Origin of the sequence: Spiribacter salinus M19-40 (genome assembly GCF_000319575.2) — a bacterium.
GTDB classification, from domain to species: domain Bacteria; phylum Pseudomonadota; class Gammaproteobacteria; order Nitrococcales; family Nitrococcaceae; genus Spiribacter; species Spiribacter salinus.
In genome coordinates this window covers 205,134-220,642 of record NC_021291.1, presented here as the reverse complement: position 1 = coordinate 220,642, position 15,509 = coordinate 205,134, and the positions used below count along the sequence as shown (strand labels likewise).

At 63.4% G+C, this 15,509-nt stretch carries 15 protein-coding genes; 9 read left to right on the top strand and 6 right to left on the bottom strand.

The features are described from left to right. Positions 1 to 13: 13 nt before the first annotated feature. Positions 14 to 925 carry an RNA polymerase sigma factor RpoH gene (gene rpoH, locus SPISAL_RS01065; RefSeq protein ID WP_144060419.1) on the top strand — a complete coding sequence of 304 codons (912 nt, stop codon included), beginning with the start codon at positions 14 to 16 and terminating at the stop codon, positions 923 to 925. On the opposite strand, the gene radC is transcribed toward rpoH, so the two are convergent. Then, complete coding sequence (gene radC, locus SPISAL_RS01060) at positions 897 to 1,571, bottom strand: RadC family protein (protein ID WP_016352619.1); 675 nt, start codon at positions 1,569 to 1,571, stop codon at positions 897 to 899. The genes rpoH and radC overlap by 29 nt on opposite strands. Before the next feature lie 82 nt (positions 1,572 to 1,653). Between radC and coaBC the strand changes: the two genes are divergently transcribed. The 5 genes from coaBC (at position 1,654) to argB (ending at position 6,877) form a co-directional block, all read left to right on the top strand. Further along, a complete protein-coding gene (coaBC, locus tag SPISAL_RS01055) occupies positions 1,654 to 2,862 on the top strand; it encodes a bifunctional phosphopantothenoylcysteine decarboxylase/phosphopantothenate--cysteine ligase CoaBC (protein ID WP_016352618.1) in 1,209 nt (402 codons plus the stop codon). Further along, the gene (gene dut / locus SPISAL_RS01050; protein ID WP_016352617.1) at positions 2,849 to 3,304 is read left to right on the top strand and encodes a dUTP diphosphatase; all 456 of its coding nucleotides are present in this window, start codon (positions 2,849 to 2,851) and stop codon (positions 3,302 to 3,304) included. Before coaBC ends, dut begins: the two co-directional genes overlap by 14 nt. Before the next feature lie 18 nt (positions 3,305 to 3,322). Next, complete coding sequence (locus SPISAL_RS01045) at positions 3,323 to 4,702, top strand: phosphomannomutase/phosphoglucomutase (protein ID WP_016352616.1); 1,380 nt, start codon at positions 3,323 to 3,325, stop codon at positions 4,700 to 4,702. Between the two features lie 91 nt (positions 4,703 to 4,793). Further along, positions 4,794 to 5,870, top strand: coding sequence for a cytochrome-c peroxidase (locus SPISAL_RS01040; protein ID WP_016352615.1), 1,077 nt, complete (start codon positions 4,794 to 4,796; stop codon positions 5,868 to 5,870). A 95-nt stretch (positions 5,871 to 5,965) separates the two neighbouring features. Further along, the gene (argB, locus tag SPISAL_RS01035) at positions 5,966 to 6,877 is read left to right on the top strand and encodes an acetylglutamate kinase (protein ID WP_016352614.1); all 912 of its coding nucleotides are present in this window, start codon (positions 5,966 to 5,968) and stop codon (positions 6,875 to 6,877) included. Here the strand turns inward: argB and pyrE are convergent. Both pyrE and ppc read right to left on the bottom strand, forming a co-directional pair. Then, positions 6,874 to 7,515: an orotate phosphoribosyltransferase gene (gene pyrE, locus SPISAL_RS01030; protein WP_016352613.1), complete on the bottom strand. Its 642-nt coding sequence runs from the start codon at positions 7,513 to 7,515 to the stop codon at positions 6,874 to 6,876. The two genes, argB and pyrE, sit on opposite strands and share 4 nt — an antisense overlap. Before the next feature lie 4 nt (positions 7,516 to 7,519). After that, positions 7,520 to 10,162, bottom strand: coding sequence for a phosphoenolpyruvate carboxylase (ppc, locus tag SPISAL_RS01025; protein ID WP_016352612.1), 2,643 nt, complete (start codon positions 10,160 to 10,162; stop codon positions 7,520 to 7,522). A gap of 117 nt (positions 10,163 to 10,279) precedes the next feature. On the opposite strand from ppc, the gene SPISAL_RS01020 reads away from it, so the two are divergent. From SPISAL_RS01020 to SPISAL_RS01010, 3 genes are read left to right on the top strand one after another with little or no spacing between them, the layout of a single operon-like run. Then, on the top strand, positions 10,280 to 11,659 hold the full coding sequence (locus SPISAL_RS01020; protein WP_041389379.1) for an AmpG family muropeptide MFS transporter: 1,380 nt from the start codon (positions 10,280 to 10,282) through the stop codon (positions 11,657 to 11,659). A gap of 24 nt (positions 11,660 to 11,683) precedes the next feature. Then, entirely contained in the window at positions 11,684 to 12,679 is a 996-nt protein-coding gene (trxB, locus tag SPISAL_RS01015) for a thioredoxin-disulfide reductase (protein ID WP_016352610.1), read from the top strand. 13 nt (positions 12,680 to 12,692) lie between these two features. Further along, on the top strand, positions 12,693 to 12,968 hold the full coding sequence (locus tag SPISAL_RS01010; protein WP_016352609.1) for a glutaredoxin family protein: 276 nt from the start codon (positions 12,693 to 12,695) through the stop codon (positions 12,966 to 12,968). Here the strand turns inward: SPISAL_RS01010 and SPISAL_RS01005 are convergent. Genes SPISAL_RS01005 through SPISAL_RS00995 form a run of 3 tightly spaced genes read right to left on the bottom strand, consistent with a single transcriptional unit; the run spans position 12,941 to position 15,507 of the window. Beyond that, positions 12,941 to 13,729 carry an exodeoxyribonuclease III gene (locus SPISAL_RS01005; RefSeq protein WP_016352608.1) on the bottom strand — a complete coding sequence of 263 codons (789 nt, stop codon included), beginning with the start codon at positions 13,727 to 13,729 and terminating at the stop codon, positions 12,941 to 12,943. The two genes, SPISAL_RS01010 and SPISAL_RS01005, sit on opposite strands and share 28 nt — an antisense overlap. A gap of 48 nt (positions 13,730 to 13,777) precedes the next feature. Then, positions 13,778 to 14,539: an ABC transporter ATP-binding protein gene (locus SPISAL_RS01000; protein ID WP_016352607.1), complete on the bottom strand. Its 762-nt coding sequence runs from the start codon at positions 14,537 to 14,539 to the stop codon at positions 13,778 to 13,780. Then, positions 14,536 to 15,507 carry a FecCD family ABC transporter permease gene (locus SPISAL_RS00995; protein ID WP_016352606.1) on the bottom strand — a complete coding sequence of 324 codons (972 nt, stop codon included), beginning with the start codon at positions 15,505 to 15,507 and terminating at the stop codon, positions 14,536 to 14,538. Before SPISAL_RS00995 ends, SPISAL_RS01000 begins: the two co-directional genes overlap by 4 nt. Positions 15,508 to 15,509: the final 2 nt, after the last annotated feature.

Here is a 15,509-nt window from a genome sequence, read left to right as displayed (position 1 = left end):
GCTGGAGCCGCCGATGCAATCCGACAATGCCCTCGTGAGTGCGGATTTCAACAAACTGCCGCTGCGTGCCGGCAGCGAGGAGCATTATATCCAGGCAGTGAATGCCATCCCCGCGCTGAGCGCAGAGGATGAGCACGAGCTGGCCGTGCGCTATCACCAGAGCAATGACCTTGAGGCAGCGCGCTGGCTGGTGTTGGCTCATCTGCGCTTTGTGGTGCACGTCGCGCGGGGTTACTCCGGATACGGGCTGCCGCTTGCCGATCTGATCCAGGAGGGCAATATCGGCTTGATGAAGGCGGTCAAGCGCTTCGACCCGGAAGTCGGCGTGCGCCTGGTGTCGTTCGCCGTTCACTGGATTCGCGCTGAAATCCATGAATACATTTTGCGCAACTGGCGCATCGTTAAAGTTGCCACGACAAAAGCGCAACGCAAGCTGTTCTTCAATCTCCGCGGCTCCAAAAAGCGGCTTGGCTGGCTCAACCGCCAGGAAGTCGAGGCGGTTGCGAGTGACCTTGGCGTCAAGCCCGAAACCGTCCTCGAGATGGAGTCACGGCTGTCTGGCCAGGACGTGGGCTTTGATCCCGGCCCGGAGGCCGACGACGAAGAGGCCACACCCCGAGCGCCCGCCGCCTATCTGGAAGACACGCGCCTTGACCCGGCTCAGACGCTGGAGAGCGAGGACTGGGAACAATGGCAAGAGAGCAGTCTGCATGCGGCGCTTGACGGCCTTGACCCCCGCAGCCGAGAGATTCTGACGCGGCGCTGGCTCACCGAGCCCAAGGCGACGCTGCATACTCTGGCAGACGAGTTCCAGATTTCCGCCGAGCGCATCCGTCAGCTAGAGAAAAATGCGCTGAAGCGCCTGCGCGAGAACCTGGCTGACTCCACGCTGGAAGCTACAACAGGCCTCGCTCCAGAAAACTAACCGGGCGCCCTTCACCAACCACGAAGTGGTCCATCACGGCGATATCCACCGTGCCCAGTGCCTCAGCCAGGCGCTCGGTCATCATCTCATCCGCCCGACTCGGCTCAGTGACGCCAGATGGATGATTGTGCGCCAGAATGACTGAGGCGGCATTCAGATCCAGAGCGCGACGCACAACCTCACGGGGATAGACACTCGCCGCATCCAGCGTGCCGCGAAACAGCTCTTCGAACGCAATCACGCGATGATGCTTATCAAGGAAGAGACAGGCGAACACCTCATGACGCAAATGACGAAGTCGCGCGGTGAGGTAGTGGCGTGTTGCCTCAGGGCCCGCCAGCGTGTCACCCGCCGACAAGCGCGCCTGAAGGTGGCGCCGGCTCATCTCCAGTACAGCCTGAAGCTGGACATATTTCGCCGGCCCCAACCCATGATGGGCCGAAAAGGCCTGTGCGCTGGCCTCGAGGATTGGGCGCAGCCCCCCGAAAGCCGCCAGCAGGTCGCGGGATAAATCGACTGCCGTGCGCCCACGTACGCCGGTCCGCAAAAAGATGGCCAGCAATTCGGCATCGGACAGCGCGGCACTGCCTTTTTCCAGCAACTTCTCCCGCGGTCGCTCGTTCACCGGCCAGTCGTTAATCCTCATATCCTGCCTCACGCTGTAGTTTTCACGGCCACCGCAACAGTGTAAGTTCCCGGCTTTGGGCCAACCTGCGAACCCGTTCGCCATGTCACTGTTTGCTAAGCGCATCGTCCTTGGAGTGAGCGGCGGCATTGCCGCCTACAAGGCACCTGATCTGGTGCGTCGCCTGCGCGATGCCAGCGCCGAAGTGCGCGTGGTGCTCACCCAGGGCGCCCAGGCCTTCATCACGCCGCTGACGTTCCAGGCGGTCTCGCACCAACCGGTTCACACCGACCTGCTCGACCCTGAGGCCGAGGCCGGTATGGGCCACCTCGAGCTGGCCCGCTGGGCAGACCAGATTGTGATCGCACCTGCCAGCGCGGACCTGCTTGCCAAACTGGCCCACGGCCACGCGAATGACCTGCTCACCACGTTATGCCTGGCGACCGAGGCACCGATCACCCTGTGCCCGGCCATGAATCACATCATGTGGCAGGCGCCAGCCACCGAGGCGAATATCCACACACTCGAGACGCGCGGTGTGCGCCTCCTCGGTCCCATCGAAGGGCCGCTTGCCGAGGGTGAGTCGGGCCCGGGCCGGTTAATGGAGCCGCTGGATATTGTGGCGGCGCTCAACGGCGCCGCCGGGGCAGTGCCATCAATCGCTGCGCTGAGTGACAAGCGGGTTCTTATCACGGCCGGGCCAACGCGCGAGCCAATCGATCCTGTCCGCTTTCTTGCCAATCGCAGCAGCGGCCGAATGGGTTTTGCCATCGCCGAGGCCGCAGCCCGAGCCGGCGCGCAGGTCACATTAGTGACGGGACCCAGCCAGCTCACCGCACCCCGCGGCGTCACCCGGGTGGATGTTGAAACCGCCGAGCAGATGCACCGCGAGGTGCTCGCCCGCGCGGCCCAAGCGGATCTTTTCATTGCCGCGGCAGCGGTGGCTGATTACCGGGTTGCCGCGCCCGCCGATCAAAAGGTCAAAAAGACCGAGACCGCCCAGCATCTTGAGCTGGTGCCCAACCCCGACATCCTGCGAGACGTGGCGGCATTAAGCGACGGGCCATTCACCGTTGGCTTTGCAGCCGAGACCCAAGCCATAGTGGATAACGCGCGACGCAAACTCACCGACAAGGGCCTGGATTTGATCGCGGCCAACGCGGTCGGCGAGCAGCAGGGCTTTGATGTCAGCGACAACACCCTTCAGGTTCTCTGGTCAGATGGACAAGCAACACTCGGGCCAGCGCCGAAAACCCAAATCGCCAGTGAGCTGATTGAACTGATCGGAGCCCGACTCGATGCAACAGGTTGAACTGCGCATTCTCGACCCACGCCTCGGCACGGAGTTTCCGATGCCGGACTACGCAACGGACGGCTCAGCGGGCGTCGATCTGCGGGCCTGTTTGAAAGCCCCGGAAATCCTGACCCCCGGGTCCACCACGCTGATCCCCTCGGGAATGGCTGTCCATATCGGCGACAGCGGCTATGCAGCCGTGGTCCTGCCTCGCTCGGGCCTCGGCCACAAACACGGCATTGTCCTGGGCAATCTGGTTGGTTTGATCGACTCGGACTACCAGGGAGAGATCTTCATCTCCTGCTGGAACCGCAGCGAGACGGCGTTTTCCATTGAACCCGGGGAGCGTATTGCCCAGCTGGTCTTTATGCCCGTGGCCCGGCCGGCCTTCGCCCGCGTCGAGGCTTTCGCTGAATCCGAGCGGGGCAGTGGCGGTTTTGGCCACACGGGAAAACACTAGCTTGGCAAGGAACGCGTGATGCGCCGGATCGATCCATCCATTCTTCGCACCTACGATATCCGCGGCCTGGTTGACCAGGAGCTCACCCCGGACACCGTGCGCGCCCTCGGCCAGGCCATTGGCAGTGTCGCTGCTGATGCCGACCAGGACACGGTGGTGGTCGGCTATGATGGCCGCGAATCCAGCCCCCGACTGGCGATGGCCCTGCGCGAAGGGCTCATGGCGGCTGGGCGTAACGTGATCGATATCGGCCAGGTGGCGACCCCCGTCATGTATTTCGCCACTCACTACTTGGGCACTGGCACGGGCATTGCCGTCACCGGCAGCCACAACCCGTCCGACTATAACGGCCTGAAGACCCTGATCGCGGGCCGCTCCCTCTGGGGCGAGGGCATCCAGGCGCTCGGAGAGCGCATCCACCATCATCAGCTGGTCCACGGGGAAGGCAGCGAGCGCCAGCAGGACGTCCTCGGCGCCTATCAATCGCGCATCACCGACGAAATCACGCTATCCCGCCGGCTGCGCGCGGTGGTGGACTGCGGTAACGGGGTGGCAGGCGCCGTCGCGCCCGGGGTGCTGACCGCCCTGGGCGCCGAGATTATTCCGCTTTACTGCGAGGTTGATGGACGCTTCCCCCATCATCACCCAGACCCGACGGTACCGGAGAACCTCGACGACCTGATTGCGGCCGTGGCCGAGCACCAGGCTGACATCGGGCTGGCCTTTGATGGCGATGGCGATCGGCTTGGCGTGGTAGATGACCAGGGACATGTCATCTGGGCCGACCGCCAGATGATGCTGTACGCCCGCGCCATCCTCGAAGAACGGCCAGACGCGCAGATCGTCTTTGATGTCAAATGCACCGGGCAGCTCGCGGAGTTTATCCGCGCAGCCGGTGGTGAGCCGATCATGTGGAAGACCGGTCATTCGCTGATCAAGGAAAAGCTCCGGGAGACGGGCGCGCCGCTCGCTGGCGAGATGAGCGGGCATCTTTTCTTTAATGACCGGTGGTATGGCTTCGATGATGCCATTTATGCCGCGGCTCGATTGCTCGAGATCCTCGCTGGTCAGACACAAACCGCCAGCGAGGTCTTCCAGGCTCTGCCTGAACCCGTCAGCACCCCGGAGATCCGTCTGGACCTGGCCGAAGGCGAACCCCATCGCCTGATCAATGCCCTGATGGCGGAGACAAGCGGTTTTGATGACGCGACCGTCACTACCCTTGATGGGCTGCGCGTGGACTTTAGTGACGGCTGGGGCCTGGTCCGTGCATCGAACACCCAACCGTGTCTGGTGATGCGTTTCGAAGGCCAGGACCAAGCGGCGCTTGAGCGCATTCAGGCCCGGTTCAACCGACTCATTCAGGCGGCTGGAGAGGTTTGTGGGGTCGTAATTTGACCCGGATCAAGGGTAGCTCGGGTTTCGCTACCCAGCGCTGAACCATCGCTCTAATCTCGATGACAACAACATCGTTTGAGGAGCCTGAGCCATGAAATCCGCCCGCCCAATCACTGCAGCCATCGCGCTCTCCCTTGGCAGCGGCGTTGCCCTTGCCGATGACGGCATGCTCGAGCGCGCCCAGATGCTGTTCGAGCCGATTCCGGAATCCGCCGCCGACCTCATCAGCGAGCGGAACCCGATCACCCCGGAAAAAGTGGAACTCGGCGAGATGCTGTTCTTCGACCCCCGGTTGTCGGCCAGTCAGACCATCAGCTGCAACACCTGCCACAACGTGGGCATGGGGGGCGATGACAACATCCCCAGCTCGGTGGGCCATGACTGGCAGCGCGGGCCGCGTAACTCGCCAACGATCTTCAACGCGGTCTTTAACGTCGCCCAGTTCTGGGATGGTCGCGCGGAAGACCTCACCGAGCAGGCAAAAGGCCCGATTCAGGCCGGCGTTGAGATGAACAACACGCCGTCCAACCTAGAGGCCACGCTGAACAGCATCGATGAGTACGTGCAGGCGTTCGAATCCGCCTTCCCGGACTCGGACAATGCCGTGAGCTTCGATAACACGGCGGCAGCGCTTGAGGTCTACCAGGCCACCCTTATCACGCCGGATGCCCCGTTTGATCAGTACCTGAAAGGGGATGAGACGGCGCTGACCGACCAGCAGATGGCCGGGCTGGATGCCTTCATGAACAAGGGCTGCGTCGCCTGTCATAACGGCGTCAACGTAGGTGGCCAGGGCTACTACCCGTTTGGCGTGGTCAATCGCCCTGGGGCTGACATCATGCCGGAGTCTGATCGGGGCCGGGCGCAGGTCACGGAAACGGCCCAGGATGAGTACGTCTTCCGGTCCCCGTCACTGCGCAACGTCGAATTGACCGCGCCTTACTTCCACTCCGGCAACGTCTGGAGCCTGAAAGAAGCGGTCGCCGTCATGAACGATGCCCAGCTCAACAGCCTGCTGACGGACGAGGACGTGGAAAACGTCACGGCATTCCTTCGCAGCCTCACGGGTAAGCAGCCCGAAGTGGTCTACCCGGAACTGCCGCTGCGCTCGGATTCCACGCCGCTGCCGGACATTCCGGACTACCCGCGCGGGAGCGGCGAGGGCTAACCCCGCCGCCACCAGGCTTGCGCCCTGCTCCCCGGGGCGCGACCATAAGACCGCACTCTCGGGTGCGGTCTTTTTATTTGAGAACAATGACAACGATGAGCACTGACGCTACACCACCTGACCAGGTCGCCCACGTCCTTACGGAGGCTCTGCCTTACATCCGCCGCTTCCATGGCCAGACCGTGGTGGTGAAGTACGGCGGCAATGCCATGGTGGATGACGAACTCAAGCGCGGTTTTGCGCGAGATGTGGTGCTCATGAAACTGGTGGGCATCAACCCGGTGATCGTCCACGGTGGTGGCCCGCAGATCGGCGAGCTACTCGAGCGGATTGGCAAGAAAAGCGAGTTCGTCCAGGGCATGCGCGTAACCGATGCCGAGACGATGGATGTCGTGGAAATGGTCCTCGGCGGCCTGGTGAATAAAGAAATCGTCAGCCTGATCAACACCCACGGCGGCCGGGCCGTGGGGCTGAGTGGCAAGGACGGCGGGCTCATACGCGCCCAGCGCCTGACCCTCACCCGTCCCGGGCCGGCCGAACAAGCCCCGGAGATCCTCGATATCGGCCATGTGGGGGAGGTGACTGGCATTGACCCCGCCCTGATGGCGCTGCTCGACGGGGCCGACTTCATCCCGGTCATCGCCCCGATAGGCGTGGACGAAGCCGGCGTGTCGTACAACATCAACGCCGATCTGGTGGCCGGTCATCTGGCCCGGACCCTGCAGGCCGAAAAGCTCATCCTGATGACCAACACCGCCGGCATCCTGGATGACGATGGCCAGCTGCTGACAGGCCTGGATGCCGAGCGCGTGCGTGACCTGATCGCGGATGGGACCATCCATGGCGGGATGCTCCCCAAAGTCGACTGCGCGCTCGACGCCGTCAGCCACGGCGTCGGCGCCACCACCATCATTGACGGCCGCGTCTCCCACGCCCTGCTGCTCGAGCTGTTCACCGACAGCGGTGTCGGGACCCTGATTCACGGCGCTGACGCCAGGGTCTCCTAAACGCCGTACTCGGCCCGGTAGTGCGCCATGGCCGCCAGCTGATCCTCACGGCCAGGGCGATCAGCCAGATAGCCCATGAGCGTGTCGAGGGTGAGAATGGCGGTCACCGGCACGCCATGCCGAGCCGCGACCTCCTCGGTGGCGGACTGCTCAGCCTGACCCCGCTCCTGACGGTCGAGAGCGACCAGCACCCCGGCAAGCGTCGCGCCTGCGGCCTCGATCAAGTCCACGCTTTCCGCCACGGACGTCCCGGCAGAGATCACGTCATCCACCACAAGCACGCGGCCCGACAAGGGGGCACCGACCACCGTCCCGCCCTCGCCGTGGTCCTTTTCTTCTTTGCGGTTAAAGGCCCAGGGGCAGTCCCGTTGATGCTCTCGGGCCAGTGCGGATGCGGTCGCTGCCACCAGCGGAATGCCCTTGTAGGCCGGGCCGAAGAGCATATCGAATGCCGGTGCAGCCTCTACGGCCCGGCGTGCGTACGCCGAGCCGAGGCGAGCGAGGGCCTCGCCTGTATTAAAAAGCCCGGTATTAAAGAAATAAGGGCTCTGACGGCCTGACTTCAGCTGAAAATCGCCGAATCGCAGCACATCGCGCTCCAGGGCGAAATCAATCAGGTCGCGCTGATAGTCCTGCATGGGCTTATCCCGTGTTGCGCATGCCGGCGGCAATGCCATTGATACAGATCATGAGCGCCTCGCGCAGATCCTCCTCATGACCGTGGCGCACACGATCCAGTAACTCAACCTGAATCAGGTTCAGTGGATCCACATAGGGATTGCGCACACCCACCGAGCGCTGGACGACCGGTGCCTCGTCCAGGGGGTTGTCATGACCACTCACCGTCAACACGGTTTGGCGCGTCTCGGCATGACGATCACGCAGACCGGCACCCAGCGGGCGCAGCGCCTCGGGGACCAGCCGGTTGTCGTACCAGGCTGCCACCGCCGGATCACTCTTGGCGAGCACCATTTCAATCATGTCGACGAACGCGCGAAAGAACGGCCAGTGCTGATACATCCGCTGGAGCTCGGCCTCGTGGCCATTTTCCAGCGCCACCCGTAGCGCCTCCCCAATCCCCAGCCAGGCCGGCAGCAACAGCCGGGTCTGCGTCCAGGCAAAAATCCAGGGGATCGCGCGCAAGCTCTCCACGCCCACAGTGGGTTTGCGCCGAGCGGGCCGACTCCCGATGGCCAGGTGACTGATCTCATGCTCTGGCGTGGCATGCCGGAAATAGTCAATGAATTCCGGCGTCTCCCGGACCAGTGTGCGGTAGACCTCGCAGGAGGTCTCAGCAAGCTGATCCATGAGCGCCCGCCAATTGGCTTCAGGCGGCTGGGGCGGCGCCAGCGTGGCCTCGGCAACCGCGGTGGTGTAGAGCTCAAGATTACGCTCAGCAATGCCGCGCAGGCCGAATTTCGCCTGAATCACCTCGCCCTGCTCAGTGACCCGCAAGCGCCCGTCTACCGACCCCGGTGGCTGGGAGAGAATAGCCGCATGCGTCGGGCCACCACCTCGACCAATAGAGCCACCGCGGCCGTGGAAGAGAATGAGCCGGATGCCCTGCTCACGCGCCGTGGCCACGAGCTGCTCCTGGGTCTGATACAGCGCCCAGGCCGCGGTCAGATGACTGGCGTCCTTCGCGGAGTCAGAATAGCCAATCATCACCTCCTGAAAGCCATCAATATGCTGGCGGTACCAAGGGATAGCCAGCAGCTGTTCCAGGCAGGTCTGAGCACCCTGCAGATCGGTAAGCGTCTCGAAAAGCGGGACTACCCGGAGCGGGGAGACCACACCGACTTCCTTTTGCAGCAGCTTCACCGCCAGGATGTCGGAGGGCTTCGAGGCCATGGAGATCACATAGGCACCCAACGAGTCAGCGCCCATTTCCGCGATCACACGCAGTGTTTCGAGGACCTCGGCGACCTCATCGCTCGGTTCAAAATCCCTGGGGATTAACGGCCGGCGGCTATCAATCTCCCGAATCAGGAACCGTTGGCGCTCCTCCTCACTCCAGGCCTCGTAGCTGCCGATGCCAAGCGCCTGGGTCAGCGCGTCGAGCACCTCGGTATGTCGAGTCGATTCCTGGCGAATATCCACCCGCATCAGCGTCAGCCCAAAAACGGACAAACGCCGTAGCAGATCTTTAAGGCGGCCTTCGGCCACGACGGCGGCCCCGCTCTCGTGCAACGAGCGATAACAAACCATCAACGGTTCACGAAGCTCATCAGCGCGCCAGTAGATCAGCCCCTCGGCCGGGCGGCGGCCAGCGAGCCGCGCCTCGATCCAGTGACGGGTGGCCAATAGCCGGTCACGTACGGCCTTGAGCGCAGTCCGATAGGGCTCCCAGGCGTCACCCACCCAATCGCGCAGCTCGTCGCTCGCGCACTGCAGCGAGAGCTCCTCGACCAGTTCACCCACCTCACGCTCATACAGCTCAACGGCCTTCCAGCGATTAAGCAGGCAGACCTCACGGGTTACCGCTGAGGTGACTCGCGGGTTCCCGTCGCGATCGCCGCCCATCCAGGAGCCAAAATGAATCGGCGCGGCATTCAGCGGCAATGACTTACCCGTCTGGCGCTGCAGCATCCGATCGAGTCGCCGCAAATAGTGCGGCACCACATCCCATAGCGTTTGCTCGATGACCGCCATGCCCCAGCGTGCCTCATCCTGGGGAGCTGGACGCCGGCGGCGGATTTCATCGGTCTCCCAGGCCGCCGTGATCTCCCGCTTGAGGGCCTGGTGCACCTCTTCGATCTCTTCTGGCGTTGGATCGACCCGGTCGCCCTCGTCGAGCAGTCCTGCAATGTGGTTGTACTTTTGCAGCATCGAGCGGCGCATCACCTCTGTCGGGTGCGCGGTCAGCACCAGCTCGATATCAAGGTGAGCGATGGTGTTGTACAAGTCGTCCGGCTCAGTGTCCGGCAGCATGCGCTTGAAGAATTCTTCGAGAGAACCCCGCAATGGCCCGGTGTCCGGATCACGCACCCAGGCCCGGCTGCGGCGCACCCGGTGGTGCTGCTCAGCAATATTGGCCAGGTTCAGAAATTGTGAGAACGCCCGCACCACCGGCACGATCATCTCATCGGGAAGCTCCCCCAGGCGCTTTTCCAGGGCTTCAGCGGCCGCGCCATCGCCCGCGCGCGCATCTTTCGCGAGCCCACGCACCTCCTCGATCGTCTCGTAGACGGTCTCGCCCGCCTGCTCATGGATGGTGCTACCCAGCAATCCACCGAGCTGCCGAATATCTTCGCGCAATGGGGCATCGCTGCGATTCTCGCTCATCCCCGTTCTCCCTTGGCCCGGGCTCCCCGAAACAGGGCATTCTGGCCAATGGGCGACAGGGGTTCAAGAAAGGCCAAACGACTTGCCGGCACGCAGCGCATCGACGACCATGCGGCGATGACTGAGCAACCCCCTGTTAAAAGCTGGCGTGACGCGCTCGCCGTCTACCGGCGGCCCAGCGTTGTGACCATGCTCTTTCTCGGTTTTTCGGCAGGCCTGCCCTTTATGCTCGTATTCGCCACGCTCAGCGCGTGGTTGCGGGAGATGGACGTCAGCCGCACTGCCATTGGCTTTTTCAGCTGGGTCGGCATCACCTACTCGATTAAGTTTGTCTGGTCGCCCGTGGTGGACCGGCTCCCGCTTCCAGGGCTTACGCGCTGGCTTGGCCGCCGGCGGGCCTGGATCTTGCTCGGGCAACTCGGTGTCGCCCTGGGACTGTTTGGGATGGCGCTGGTCGATCCGCGTGCCGCCCTGCTCCCCGTGGCGCTGCTTGCCTTGCTGGTGGCCTTTTCTTCCGCCACGCAGGATGTCGCTATTGATGCCTTTCGCATCGAATCGGATGTGGAGGCCTTCCAGGGCGCGCTCGCCGCGGCCTACCAGATGGGATACCGACTGGCGATCCTCGCCTCTTACACCGGCGCTTTGTACCTGGCCGAACTGGCCTCCTGGCGGACAGCTTACTTGGTCATGGCCGGCTTAATGGGCGTTGGCATGCTAACCGTCCTGTTGCGCCCCGAACCCGCGACGGGCATCGACCGCATCACCGCCGCGCGCGAGGAACGCGCTATTGCCTTTATTGAGCGCAACCCGCAACTGCCGCGGTGGCTTCAACAAACCGGCGCCTGGTTGATTGGTGCAGTGGTCTGCCCCCTGGTGGACTTCCTGGGGCGCTACGGCTGGTTTGCCATGGTGGTGCTGGGTGTAGTCGCAAGCTTCCGGATTTCCGATATCGCCATGGCCAGTATGGCCAACCCCCTGTACATCGATTTGGGTTACAGCAAAGCGGTAATTGCGAACATCAGTGGCGCCTACGGGCTGGCCATGACGATGCTCGGCGCCGTGCTGGGCGGTGCCCTGGCCGCACGCTACGGTTTGATGCGTCCACTGCTCGCGGGTGCCGTGTTAGCCGCCACAACGAACCTGTTATTTGCCTGGATGGCCGGACAGGGCGGCGCAACCTGGGCCCTCGTGCTTACGATCAGTGCCGACAACCTGTCCGGTGGTCTCGCCGGATCGGTCTTCATCGCCTGGCTCTCCAGCCTGACCAACACCGCCTACACGGCCACCCAGTATGCGCTGTTCAGCTCACTCATGACGCTGCCCGGCAAGTTCCTCAGTGGGTTTGGCGGCATCGTCGTCGATGCCCTTGGCTATCCGGTGTTCTTCACCCTTGCCGCGGCACTTGGCCTGCCCGCCGTTGTCCTGATTATGGTCATGATGAAACATAACCGTCATCCCCTACCGGTGGACGCTGCCACCAGTGCGGATAGACAATAGGGCGATACCGTTGAGGAGTTCGTTATGAGTGATGCCCGTCACTGTCGTTTATTGATCCTTGGCTCCGGACCGGCCGGCTACACCGCCGCGGTTTACGCCGCTCGCGCTAACCTTGAACCCGTTCTGGTCACTGGCCTCGAAATGGGCGGCCAGCTGACCACCACCACCGATGTGGATAACTGGCCCGGGGATGTGTCCGGCCTCCAGGGCCCAGAGCTCATGGAGCGGATGCGCCAGCATGCCGAGCGTTTTGGCACCGACATTGTCTTTGACCATATTCACACCGCTGAACTCACCGAGCGGCCGTTCCGGTTGGAAGGGGACAGTGGCGTTTACACCGCCGATTCGCTGATCATCTCCACCGGCGCTTCAGCGATGTATCTCGGGCTCGACTCTGAAACCCAGTTTGCCGGCAAGGGTGTTTCGGCCTGCGCCACCTGCGACGGATTCTTTTATCGCAATCAGGATGTAGCGGTCGTCGGCGGCGGCAACACGGCGCTTGAAGAGGCGCTTTATCTGTCAAATATCGCCCGCCACGTCACGGTAGTCCACCGGCGCGATGCCTTCCGGGGCGAGAAGATCCTGCAGGCGCAGGTGCTCCAGCGCGCCGAGAGCGGCAATATCAGCATTCGCTGGAATGCCACGCTGGACGAAGTCCTCGGTGATGAAACCGGCGTCACCGGCGCACGGCTGAAGAGCACCGTGGATGGCAGCACCGACGATATCGACCTGGCGGGGGTGTTCATCGCCATCGGTCACCGGCCCAATACGGAGCTGTTCAAGGGTCAGCTGGACATGGCGGGCGGCTACATCCGGGTCCATAGCGGCCTCGATGGCAATGCCACCGCGACCAGCGTGCCTGGCGTCTTCGCCGCGGGCGATGTCATGGATCATGTCTACCGCCAGGCCATCACCTCGGCTGGCACCGGCTGCATGGCCGCATTGGATGCCGAGAAATATCTCGATGCCCTGGCGGTTGAGTCCACACCAGTAGCCGAGCCTGCTGAAGCTTCCGGATAAAAGGTCAGAACGCATGAGCGAAACCGCACAGACACCCAGCCATCTCGCCCTCTACGAGCACGAGCTCTGCGGCTTCTGTCAGATGGTGCGCCGCTCAACGCAGGATCTTGGCGTGGAAGTCGAGTCGCGCAACATTCTGCGTGAGCCCGGCCGTCGGGAGGAGCTGATCGAAGGGGGCGGGAAGGGCATGGTGCCGTGCCTGCGGATCGAGTACCCGGACGGCCGCGTGGAGTGGCTCTACGAATCCAGCGACATCATCGATTATCTCAAGTCCATCGACGCATCGTAGTCGATGGTGAGCGGGGCGTGATCGGAGAACCGATCCGCTCGGTGAATGTGGGCATCCACGGCCCGCGCCGCAATGCCCGGCGTGGCCACCTGATAGTCAATGCGCCACCCCGTGTTGTTGACCCAGGCCTGGCCACGAAATGACCACCAGGTGTACTCATCCGGCGCGTCGTTCACCTCACGAAACACATCAACGAACCCCGCCTCGCCGAACAACCGATCCATCCACTCGCGCTCGTGGGGCAGGAAGCCCGAGTTCTTTTGATTAGAGCGCCAGTTCTTCAGATCCCGCCAGGTATGCGCAATATTCCAGTCGCCGCAGATGATGTATTCACGGCCGTCGTTGGCCATGGCCTTTAGCCGCTCGAGCAGAGGCTCCATAAAGGCATCCTTCACCCCCTGGCGGTGCTCGCCAGAGCTGCCCGACGGCATGTAGAAGGACACGACGCTCAGCTGGCCGAAGCGGGCCTCAAGCCAGCGGCCCTCGCGGTCGATCTCGGGCATGCCAAGGCCATACCCATAGTGATCCGGCGCCTGGCGACTGTAGACCGCCACGCCGCTATAGCCCTTTTTCTCGGCGTCAGCAAAGGCCGTGTGATAGCCCTCGGGAAAGTAGGGCCCGCCCTCAAGCTGCGCCTGCTGGGCCTTCGTCTCCTGGATGCATAAAACATCCGGTTGCTCGGCCTCCAGCCACTCGAAAAAGCCCTTGCGTTGGGCAGAGCGGATGCCGTTCAAGTTGGCGGTCATGATGCGGATTGTCATGGCGCGTAGGATATCGACAAAGTCTGCTACTCGTTAATCCACGAAACCTCAAACGCCGAGCACCCGCAGTGACTGATAGACCGGGCCGTGCTCAGTCTCGGCGAAATACGCCTCAATATGAAAAATCCGCGCCAGATGCTCGGCGGTGAGCACCTGCGCCGGTGTGCCATCCGCCACCACCCGCCGCTCACCCAGCAAGATCAGCCGTGAACAGTGTCGCGCGGCCAGGCCCAGATCGTGGATCGACAGCATCACCGATCGTCCCGCCGCAGCGAGCCCCGCGAAGGTCTCCATGGTGGTGATCTGATGAGCGGGATCGAGCCCGGCAATGGGCTCGTCCGCCATGACCAGCGGCGTGTCCTGCGCCAGGGCCCGGGCGATCAGGGCGCGTGTTCGCTCGCCGGCGGAGAGTTGCGTCGCCGGGCGCTGCTCGAAGCCCGCCAACCCCACCTGATCGATCGCCTCGGCCACCGCCGCCTGATCTGATGGATGGATGGGCGCCCGTGCGCCACGGTGGGGCAGGCGGCCGAGCATCACCAGGTCCTGGACCTGGATCGGCCAAGCCACGCCGCGCTCCTGGGGCATCCAGGCGACGGCCTGCGCGCGTTGCTGATCAGACAGCGCCCCCAGTGAGCTATAGCCCCCGGCATCGATCAGCCCGAGCGCCGCGCGCATCAGCGTCGTCTTGCCGGCACCATTGGGACCAATCAACCCGACCAGCTCGCCTTCGCCGATGGCAAACGACGCATCGGTGATCACCGAGCGATGCCCCAGATCGACAGATAAGTCCTTGAGTTCAAGCAGGCTCATGCGAGCTCTCGGCGTGTCTGATAAATCAGGTGCAAGAACAACGGCGCCCCGATCAGCGCCGTCACCACACCGAGCTTGAGATCCGCCTGCGGCAGGATGACGCGAACGAGGATATCGGCGAGGAGGACCATCGTTGCGCCACCCAACGCACTGGCCAATAGGAGCCGCCCCGGCATCGCGCCCACCAGGGGCCGCAGCAGATGCGGCACGACGAGCCCCACAAACCCGATCGTACCCGCAACGGCCGTGCTCGCCCCGACCACCAGCGCCGTGCCCAGAATGAGCTGCAGCCGCACACGGGCCAACCGCATCCCCAATGACTCCGCCGCGTCTTCGCCCAGCGTCATCGCATCCAGCGGCCGCCCGAGGGTAATCAGCATCAGCGCCCCCACCAACACAAACGGCAGCGCCAGCACGACGTGTTCCATGGAGCGATCGGCCAGCGAGCCCATCATCCAGAAGACGATCTCACTGGTGGCAAACGGGTTCGGAGAGAGGTTAAGCGCCAGCGACACCAACGCACTCGCCAACGCCGAGATGGCGATCCCCGCGAGAATGAGACTGAGCGATCCGCCCTTCGCGCCAGCCAGCAGCGTGATCAACACCACCCCAATGACCGCACCGGTGAGCGCTGCCAGGGGCAGGCCCAGCGGGAAGCTGGCCGCCAGCCCGGTTTGTATGGCGAGCACCGCACCCAGCGCGGCCGATCCGGAGACACCCAGCAACCCCGGCTCCGCCAGTGGGTTGCGCAGATACCCCTGCATCGCGGCGCCCGAGAGCCCCAGGCTGCCACCGACCAGCACAGCCAGAATGGCACGGGGCAGGCGGATTTCCTGCATGACCAGGCCCAGAGGCGTGTCCGGATTGCCAAAGAGGGCCTGCAAACTCGGCCCAACACCGATGGAAGCCGGTCCCACGGTCAGCGAGGCCAGGAAAAGCCCCACCACAAGCACCACCAGTCCGGCCATCA

What these genes read in the sequence shown, in the direction of transcription:
- ppc (WP_016352612.1), bottom strand. Translation starts at nt 10,162, where the DNA reads ATGAGCGAGAATCGCAGCGATGCCCCATTGCGCGAAGATATTCGGCAG.
- argB (WP_016352614.1), top strand. Translation starts at nt 5,966, where the DNA reads ATGAGCACTGACGCTACACCACCTGACCAGGTCGCCCACGTCCTTACG.
- rpoH (WP_144060419.1), top strand. Translation starts at nt 14, where the DNA reads ATGCAATCCGACAATGCCCTCGTGAGTGCGGATTTCAACAAACTGCCG.
- SPISAL_RS01010 (WP_016352609.1), top strand. Translation starts at nt 12,693, where the DNA reads ATGAGCGAAACCGCACAGACACCCAGCCATCTCGCCCTCTACGAGCAC.
- SPISAL_RS01040 (WP_016352615.1), top strand. Translation starts at nt 4,794, where the DNA reads ATGAAATCCGCCCGCCCAATCACTGCAGCCATCGCGCTCTCCCTTGGC.
- trxB (WP_016352610.1), top strand. Translation starts at nt 11,684, where the DNA reads ATGAGTGATGCCCGTCACTGTCGTTTATTGATCCTTGGCTCCGGACCG.
- SPISAL_RS01020 (WP_041389379.1), top strand. Translation starts at nt 10,280, where the DNA reads ATGACTGAGCAACCCCCTGTTAAAAGCTGGCGTGACGCGCTCGCCGTC.
- dut (WP_016352617.1), top strand. Translation starts at nt 2,849, where the DNA reads ATGCAACAGGTTGAACTGCGCATTCTCGACCCACGCCTCGGCACGGAG.
- SPISAL_RS01005 (WP_016352608.1), bottom strand. Translation starts at nt 13,729, where the DNA reads ATGACAATCCGCATCATGACCGCCAACTTGAACGGCATCCGCTCTGCC.
- coaBC (WP_016352618.1), top strand. Translation starts at nt 1,654, where the DNA reads ATGTCACTGTTTGCTAAGCGCATCGTCCTTGGAGTGAGCGGCGGCATT.
- SPISAL_RS01045 (WP_016352616.1), top strand. Translation starts at nt 3,323, where the DNA reads ATGCGCCGGATCGATCCATCCATTCTTCGCACCTACGATATCCGCGGC.
- SPISAL_RS00995 (WP_016352606.1), bottom strand. Translation starts at nt 15,507, where the DNA reads ATGGCCGGACTGGTGGTGCTTGTGGTGGGGCTTTTCCTGGCCTCGCTG.
- radC (WP_016352619.1), bottom strand. Translation starts at nt 1,571, where the DNA reads ATGAGGATTAACGACTGGCCGGTGAACGAGCGACCGCGGGAGAAGTTG.
- SPISAL_RS01000 (WP_016352607.1), bottom strand. Translation starts at nt 14,539, where the DNA reads ATGAGCCTGCTTGAACTCAAGGACTTATCTGTCGATCTGGGGCATCGC.
- pyrE (WP_016352613.1), bottom strand. Translation starts at nt 7,515, where the DNA reads ATGCAGGACTATCAGCGCGACCTGATTGATTTCGCCCTGGAGCGCGAT.